Source organism: Streptomyces bobili (assembly GCF_002154575.1).
In the GTDB taxonomy this organism is placed as follows: domain Bacteria; phylum Actinomycetota; class Actinomycetes; order Streptomycetales; family Streptomycetaceae; genus Streptomyces; species Streptomyces bobili.
Genome location: NZ_MUBA01000578.1, coordinates 1 through 7,308, shown reverse-complemented (window position 1 = coordinate 7,308; position 7,308 = coordinate 1). Strand labels below are relative to the sequence as shown.

Annotated in this window: 9 protein-coding genes; 4 read left to right on the top strand and 5 right to left on the bottom strand. The window is 72.9% G+C overall.

Going from position 1 to position 7,308, the window contains the following annotated elements; genetic code table 11:
* Window positions 1-514 (top strand): FAD-dependent monooxygenase (locus BZL64_RS33975; protein ID WP_208639578.1); only part of this gene is annotated, 514 nt, incomplete at its 5' end.
* Between the two features lie 33 nt (window positions 515-547).
* Here the strand turns inward: BZL64_RS33975 and BZL64_RS33970 are convergent.
* Together BZL64_RS33970 and BZL64_RS33965 are read right to left on the bottom strand one after the other, a co-directional pair.
* Window positions 548-1,108, bottom strand: coding sequence for a YbaK/EbsC family protein (locus tag BZL64_RS33970; protein ID WP_086772937.1), 561 nt, complete (start codon window positions 1,106-1,108; stop codon window positions 548-550).
* 43 nt (window positions 1,109-1,151) lie between these two features.
* Window positions 1,152-1,724: a helix-turn-helix domain-containing protein gene (locus BZL64_RS33965; protein WP_086772936.1), complete on the bottom strand. Its 573-nt coding sequence runs from the start codon at window positions 1,722-1,724 to the stop codon at window positions 1,152-1,154.
* 139 nt (window positions 1,725-1,863) lie between these two features.
* Between BZL64_RS33965 and BZL64_RS33960 the strand changes: the two genes are divergently transcribed.
* On the top strand, window positions 1,864-2,721 hold the full coding sequence (locus BZL64_RS33960) for a DMT family transporter (RefSeq protein ID WP_086772935.1): 858 nt from the start codon (window positions 1,864-1,866) through the stop codon (window positions 2,719-2,721).
* 35 nt (window positions 2,722-2,756) lie between these two features.
* On the opposite strand, the gene BZL64_RS33955 is transcribed toward BZL64_RS33960, so the two are convergent.
* Window positions 2,757-3,521 (bottom strand): acyltransferase, encoded by a 765-nt coding sequence (locus tag BZL64_RS33955; protein ID WP_229894675.1) that lies wholly within the window; start codon window positions 3,519-3,521, stop codon window positions 2,757-2,759.
* Window positions 3,522-3,630: 109 nt separating this feature from the next.
* Here BZL64_RS33955 and BZL64_RS33950 point away from each other — a divergent pair, with 109 nt between their 5' ends.
* Entirely contained in the window at window positions 3,631-4,158 is a 528-nt protein-coding gene (locus BZL64_RS33950; RefSeq protein WP_086772933.1) for a gamma carbonic anhydrase family protein, read from the top strand.
* 45 nt (window positions 4,159-4,203) lie between these two features.
* Here the strand turns inward: BZL64_RS33950 and BZL64_RS33945 are convergent, their stop codons facing one another.
* Window positions 4,204-4,872 carry a DedA family protein gene (locus BZL64_RS33945; protein ID WP_086772932.1) on the bottom strand — a complete coding sequence of 223 codons (669 nt, stop codon included), beginning with the start codon at window positions 4,870-4,872 and terminating at the stop codon, window positions 4,204-4,206.
* A 230-nt stretch (window positions 4,873-5,102) separates the two neighbouring features.
* Between BZL64_RS33945 and BZL64_RS33940 the strand changes: the two genes are divergently transcribed.
* Window positions 5,103-5,501 carry a hypothetical protein gene (locus BZL64_RS33940; RefSeq protein WP_086772931.1) on the top strand — a complete coding sequence of 133 codons (399 nt, stop codon included), beginning with the start codon at window positions 5,103-5,105 and terminating at the stop codon, window positions 5,499-5,501.
* 48 nt (window positions 5,502-5,549) lie between these two features.
* Here BZL64_RS33940 and BZL64_RS33935 read toward each other — a convergent pair.
* Window positions 5,550-7,308 (bottom strand): RICIN domain-containing protein (locus BZL64_RS33935; RefSeq protein WP_244205656.1); only part of this gene is annotated, 1,759 nt, incomplete at its 5' end.

Sequence of the window (7,308 nt, the reverse complement as noted above, 5' to 3'; positions counted from 1 at the left end):
CCTCCAGTGTCCGCCCGGCGACGACCCGCAGAACTGGTCGCACGACCGCGTCTGGACGGCGCTGCGCACGCGCCTGGGGGCAGCTGACGCCCCGCCGCTCGCCGAGGGGGCACTGATCGAGAGACGCGTGCTCGACATGCACGACTACGTGGTCGAGCCGATGACGTACGGGCGGCTGTTCCTGGCCGGGGACGCGGCGCACCTGGTCGCGCCGATCGCCGCGAAGGGCATGAACCTCGCGCTGCACGACGCGTTCCTGCTCGGCGACGCACTGGTCGGATACCTGACCGGCGGCGACGGCGACGGCCTGGACGGCTACTCCGAGGCCTGCCTGCGGCGGGTGTGGGACTACCAGGAGTTCTCGCACTGGCTGTCCGAGGTGTACCACGGCACCGCGACGGGCGACCCGTTCCGGGCCGGCACCACCCTCGCCCGGCTGCGTCGCCTGTTCACCTCACCGGCCGCCGCCGGCGCGTTCGCGGAGCAGTACCTGGGAACGGCGGAGCACTACTGACGGAGCCGGGCGGGCGGGGTGAGGCGGCGTGGCTCAGACGGCGACGCCCAGCCCCTCCAGCACGACCGCGCCCGGCAGTTCGGCGAGCGCCTTGCCCGGCACCAGCAGTTTGCCGCGCCGGCGCCCGCTGCCGACCAGCACGTACGGCAGGTCGACGACGGCGGAGTCGACCAACACCGGCCAGGCCGCGGGGAGTCCGACGGGGGTGATGCCGCCGTACTCCATGCCGGTCTCCCCCACGGCCGTGTCCATCGAGGCGAACGAGGCCTTGCGGGCGCCGAGTCGGCGGCGCACCACGCCGTTGACATCGACGCGCGTGGTGGAGAGCACGACGCACGCGGCCAGGGTGGTCTCGCCGCCGCGCTTGGCGGCGACGACCACGCAGTTCGCCGACTGCTCCAGCAGCTCTCGCCCGTAGTGCTCGACGAAGACGGCCGTGTCGGCCCACTGGGGGTCGGTGTCGACGTAGACGATCTGGTCGGCGGGGACGCTGCCGCTCCAGTGGCGTACGGCGTCGGCGACCGGGCCGGTCAGTTCGTCGAGGCGGTCGGGTGCGGGGTGGGCGGTGTCGAAGTGTCCGATGGGTGCGTCCATGGCCGCACGCTAACAGCCGCGCGGCGCCGGTCGGCGGGCGGTCTCAGTGCACGGGCGGCACCGAGACGGTGAGCACCATCTCGGTCGGGATGTCGCCCTGGTTGCCGTAGGTGTGGGCGGCGTCGGCCTCGAAGGTGACGCTCGCGCCGGCCGGGACGCGGTACTCGGTGCCCTCGACGGTGAGGGTGAGTTCACCGGCGGTGACGTGGGCGATCTCGACCGTGCCGACCGGGTGCGGGTCGGAGCCGCTGCTCTCGCCGGGCATCAGCCGCCAGTCCCACATCTCCAGCGGGCCGGGCGCCTCCGCGCCGGCGAGGAGCCTGCTGTAGCTGCCGGCGTCGGTGTGCCACAGCCGGACCACCTGGTCGGCGGGGACGACGCGGACCTTGGGGCCCTGTTCGTAGTCGAGGAGGGTGGTGATGCTGATGCCGAGGGCGTCTCCGATCTTGACGACGGTGCCGATGCTGGGGTTGGTGCGGGCCTGCTCGATCTGGATCAGCATGCCGCGGCTGACTCCGGCGCGGGCCGCGAACGTGTCGAGGGTGAAGCCGCGCTCGGTGCGCCAGCGCTTGACGTTGCGCGCCAGGGACTGGGTCAGCAGGTCGAGGTCCGACACGTTCCGTCCAATTCCGCCTGCTCCGGACGATGCCCGGAGTCCACTATCGGAGTTCAATATCTTGGATGACAGGGTCCATTACCCTGCACTACGGTGTGGTGCACCCGATCGTGCACCGAACTGTACTGCGAGGTCCCCGGTGACAGCACTCTTCGCCCTGGCCACGAGCCTCCTGTGGGGCCTGGCCGACTTCGGCGGCGGGCTGCTCACGCGCCGCGCCCCCGCGCTCACCGTGGTGGTGGTCTCCCAGTCCATCGCGGCGGTGGTGCTGGGCGCCGTCGTGGTGGCCACCGGCGGCTGGAGCGAGGCGGGGCCGCGGCTGTGGTTCGCGGTCGCGGCCGGACTGGTGGGACCCCTCGCCCTCTTCTCCTTCTACGAGGCGCTGGCGCTCGGCCCGATGGGCGTCGTCTCGCCGCTGGCCACGCTGAGCGTGGCCGTCCCGGTCTCCGTGGGGCTGTTCCTCGGCGAACGTCCGGGTTGGACACAGGCCGCGGGCATCGCGGTCGCGGTCACCGGGGTCGTCCTCGCGGGCGGCCCGCAGTTGAGGGGCGCGGCCGTTCAGCGGCAGGCCGTCCTCCTCACCCTGGTCGCGGCCCTCGGCTTCGGCACGGTGTTCGTCCTGATCACGGAGGCGTCCACCACGGTCACCGGTCTCTTCCTGGCCCTGTTCGTGCAGCGCGTCACCAATGTGCTCACGGGCGGCGCCGCCCTGTACGCCGCCGTGCGCCGGGGCGCCCCCGCCCTCCCCGAGGGCGGACTGCCGTTGCGCGCGCTCCCCGCCTACGCCTTCGTCGGCCTCGCCGACGTCGCCGCGAACGGCACCTACGCGATCGCGGCCCAGCACGGGCCGGTCACCGTGGCAGCCGTACTGGCCTCGCTCTACCCGGTGGTGACCTCCCTGGCCGCCCGCGGCTTCCTGCGGGAACGCCTGCGCGCGGTCCAGGCGGCGGGGGCGGGGCTCGCGCTGGTGGGGACCTTGCTGCTGGCGACGGGATAGCGGCGGGTCAGGTCACTCCGCTCGGTCCCACCCGGTCACCGCTCCGGTTCCAGCTCCGCCAGACGCGCCGCCGACTCCTCGTCCAGGCCCGACAGCGCGACCAGTTGGTCGGAGGTCACCCCGTCAGGGATCGGCACCGGGGCCGGGGTCCGCAGCGGCGGCTGCCAGCCGTCGCCGGGAGTCCACCGCCGTACGACGCGGGCGGGCGCGCCCGCCACCACGGCGTGGTCGGGCACCGTGCCGCGCACCACCGCGCCGGCCGCGACGACGACGTTCCGTCCGACCCGCGCCCCCGGCAGGATCACCGCGCCGGTGCCGATCCAGCAGCCGGAGCCGATCTCCACCGGCTCCATCCGCGGCCACTGCTTGCCGATGGGCTGGTGCGGATCGTCGTAGGAGTGGTTGGTGGAGGTGACGTAGACGTACGGCCCGAAGTAGCAGTCGCTGCCGATGGTGACCGTCGTGTCGGCGATGACGTGGCTGCCGCGGCCCAGGACGACGCCGTCCCCCATGCGCAGGATCGGGTCCGGGCCGAGGTCGAGGTCGGGCATCAGACCGGCCGTCAGCGTGACCTGTTCGCCCACGATGCAGTGCGCGCCGAGGTGGATCCAGGGCTCGCCGAACACCGTGCCGAGCGGGAACGCGAGCCGGGTGCCGGAGCCGATCGAGCCGAAGCGGAGGCCGCCGGGGTGTTCGGCGGTGACGGAACCGGTGCGCTGCACCCAGGCCCAGCCCGCGTGGACGGCCCGCTGGGCGAGGCGGCGCCGCCAGGATGAGAACGTGTTCTTGCGCTTCGGCACCCGCTCACCGTACTCAGCGCCCGCCGACGCCAGGACGCCCCAGGCCTGTGATCTTCACCCCACCGGGTGGCGTACGGTGCGGGGAAACGACGGACACGAGGAGACGGTGATGACGCACAAGGCGCTGATCGTGGGCATCGGCGGCAGGGAACCGAAGGTCGACGAGGAGGCGTTCGTGGCGCCGACGGCCTCGGTCATCGGTGACGTGACGCTGGCGGCGGGCGCGAGCGTCTGGTACGGCGCCGTGCTGCGCGGTGACGTCGAGCGGATCTCCGTCGGGGCGCAGAGCAACATCCAGGACAACTGCACGCTGCACGCCGACCCCGGCTTCCCGGTGACCATCGGCGAGCGGGTCTCCGTCGGGCACAACGCGGTCGTCCACGGGGCGGGCGTCGGCGACGACTGCCTGATCGGGATGGGGGCGACCGTGCTCAACGGCGCGGTGATCGGGGCCGGTTCGCTGGTCGCCGCGCAGGCCCTGGTGCCGCAGGGGATGGAGGTGCCGCCGGGTTCGCTCGTCGCCGGGGTGCCGGCGAGGATCAGGCGGGAACTGACGGAGGAGGAGCGGCAGGGCGTCACGCTGAACGGCACCCTCTACGCCGACCTGGCCAAGGCCCACGGCGAGATCCACGAGTAGGCACGCGCGGGGCGCGACGGCGCGGGGACGGCGTGCGGCCGCGACCTACTCGGCAGCCGCCACGGTCACCGGCTCGGCCTCGGTCCCGGCCTGCGTCTGATCGGCCTGCTCGGCGGCCTTCTTCGCCTTGCGCTTCAGCACCATCATCGAGGTGAGGCCGATGAGTACGGCCGCCACCAGGCCCAGCCAGGAGAACCTCTTCAGCCAGGACTCCGCGACGACGCCCACGTAGTAGATGACAGCCGTCGTCCCGCCCGCCCAGACGATGCCGCCGAACAGGTTGGCGACGAAGAACTTCCAGTAGGGCATGTGCAGGACGCCCGCGAGCGGCCCGGCGAAGATCCGCAGCAACGCGATGAAGCGGCCGAAGAACACCGCCCACACGCCCCACTTCTCGAAGGACCGCTCCGCCGTGGCGATGTGCCCCTCGCTGAAATGCCGGGGGAACTTCTTGCCCAGCCAGGCCAGCATCGGACGGCCGCCCTTGCGGCCGATGGCATAGCCGATGGAGTCGCCGATCACCGCGCCCGCGACGGCGCAGGTGCCGAGGATGACGGGGTTGATGTCACCGTGCTGCGAGGCGAGCAGCGCCGAGGAGACGAGGATGATCTCGCCCGGCAGCGGAATGCCCAGGCTCTCCAGTCCGATGACCAGGCCCACCAGCGCGTAGATGGCGACTGGGGGTACGGCCTCGAGCCATTCCTGGACGTGCACCGCCGGTTCCTCCCGTTCGAGTCCTGCTTCCCGGCGTGCGCCGGGGACGGGCGCACGCCGGGAAGCCTACCGGGTCGGCCGAGGCGCCCGGTCCGCTCTCCGGTGCCCTGTGGTGTAGCTCGCTCCACCATGGATCCGGGGGTGCGGTCCCTCGTCCGGGCGGGCCGGTGAGCGGATCGTGGCGGGTGAAGAAGCCACGTGTCGCTCACTGTTCCCGAAGGGACCCCTCCATGACCGTCAACCGCCGGCGCGGACGCCGTACCGCCTCCCTCGCCACCTCGGCGGCAGCGCTCGTGCTGTCCGCCGGCCTCCTCACCGGCTGCGAGTTCGACGACTCCTGGAACTGCCTGTCGAACGCGGACACCATCAGCGACAGCGTCACGGCCATCCACCGGGCCGGCATCGACGCGATCGAGGACCCCACGAAGACCGACGAATCCATCGCCACCATCGAGAAGAACCTCGACAAGATCGACGACAAGGCGGACGACGGCAAGGTCGACCAGGCGGTCGAGGATCTCGACGAGGCGATCGAGGAGTACAACAAGGACATCCTCAACGGCGACCGCCCCGACTCCGGCAAGATCGACCGTGCCGCCGACGAACTGCGCGACGTCTGCACGTCCTAGCCCTGCCGTCGCCTTCCCGTCCGCCTCACGACGCCTGGTACGGCCCGTTTAGCCGCCGAGCGCCGCGGTCACACCGGTGACGACGGCGCCCGCGCCCCGGTCGACGCCGCCGAGTACCTCGCCCACCGCCTCCTGCGGGCCGGGGAGGGAGGGGAGCAGCGGGACGGCCGGGACGACGGGCTCGGGCTCCTCCTCGCAGCAGTCGACCTGGACGAACCGTTTCTCGTGCTCGGGTCCGGGCGCGGGCGCGACGGGAGGCGCGGACCCCTCCGGAGCGGGAACGGGAGGAGGAACGGGAGCCGGAGCGGTCGGGGTGCCGCCGTCCGACCGCGGGGGCTGCGCCGGCCGCTCCTCGTCCGGGGCCCCGTACGGTCCCCCCGTACCTCGCCCGGCATCCGGTGCGATGTCGAAAGCCCACCGCTGGCCCGCCGTGCCGTCCCGTTCCGTGATGGTGACCTCGGTCCGCGACCGGCCCGCGCCGGGCGCGACCACCAGTCCCTCACCGCCGCTCCGCAACAGCAGTTCGCCGCGGACGGTCAGGTCGAAGAGAACGTTTCCGGAGTGCACCACGCAATCGGCCAGGGCCACCGTCCCGTGTCCGGGGTCGGCGGTCAGGCAGAGCGCTGGTGCGGCGGCGCTGCGCAGCAGTCCGTCGTCCTGGTACGACCACTGCTGCGAGGCCGCCGACGAGCAGGCCGCGAGGACGGCGACCGCCCCGGCCCCGGCCCGGCCGCCGTCGGTGTCGAGGCACAGCCCTGCGGCCGTGGCGCGCAGCCGGCCGTGGGCGACCTCGGCGGAGTCCGCGGCGGAGGCGGCGGCGGACGAGGGATTGGCGGACGTGGCGTCGGCCGGGACGGTGCCGGTGTCCGTCGCGTCGGCGCCGCCGACGGGCGCACCCCAGGTGGCGCCGGCGGCGGGGACAGCGTTGTCATGGGACCAGTCACGGGTCACCAGCACGGTCGCGAGCAGGGCGAGGGAGGTCAGGCCGACGCCCACCAGAACGGTCCGCGAGCGGTGGCCCGGCAGGGCGAGCAGGCCCTCCGAGGTCGTGCGGTGCCGGCGGGGGGCGCCGGGCGGGCGTGCCTCGGTCGGCCGGACGGCCGCCGTCGCCGCCGTCGCCGTCGCCGTCTTCTTCGTCTTCGTAGCCGCCGCCGTCGCCGCCTTCGCGGACGTGGGGTGTGCGGGGCGGGAGTCGAGATAGCGGCGGGCGCCCCAGCCGAGGACGGTCTCGGCGAGCAGTACGTCCAGTCCGTCGTCGAAATGGCTGAGCTGTTCGGCGGCGTGCCGGCAGTGACGGCACCGTGCGAGATGGTCACGGACATCGGGCAGCAGGGTTCCGCCGCGGCGCAGGGGCACGTCGAGAAGTCGGTTGTAGAAACGGCATTCGCCCGACGGGGCGAGTTCCCGGTGCGCGCGTACACAACCGGCCCGGAATTGTTCCCGCGCCTGTTCCAGACCGGCCGTGGCGGTGAAGGTGTCCACGCCCAGGAGGAGGGCGGGTATGGAGAGGGGTTCCGCCTCCACCTCCGTATGCCACAGAAGGCATTGGGAAGCGGCGGGCAGGTTCTGGAAAGCGCGTTCGGCGAGTTGTCGTCTTTCGGCGGTGACGGGCCGGGCGGCGCGCAGTCCCCGGCCGCCGACGGTCTTGCGCAACTCCGGCAGTACGGCGACGACTTTGTCCGCGCCGGCCCAGGAACGGACCATGTCACGTACGGCGACGAGGAGTTGGGGCCGCAGGGCGCCGCCGGGGAGTCCCGCTGCCAGGCGCCCGAACACCTCGTGGAAGGCGGCGGCGCCCTGCGGCCCC

Excerpts from the sequence above, each read along its gene's own strand:
- BZL64_RS33950 (WP_086772933.1), top strand. The coding sequence starts at position 3,631 with ATGACGCACAAGGCGCTGATCGTGGGCATCGGCGGCAGGGAACCGAAG.
- BZL64_RS33970 (WP_086772937.1), bottom strand. The coding sequence starts at position 1,108 with ATGGACGCACCCATCGGACACTTCGACACCGCCCACCCCGCACCCGAC.
- BZL64_RS33940 (WP_086772931.1), top strand. The coding sequence starts at position 5,103 with ATGACCGTCAACCGCCGGCGCGGACGCCGTACCGCCTCCCTCGCCACC.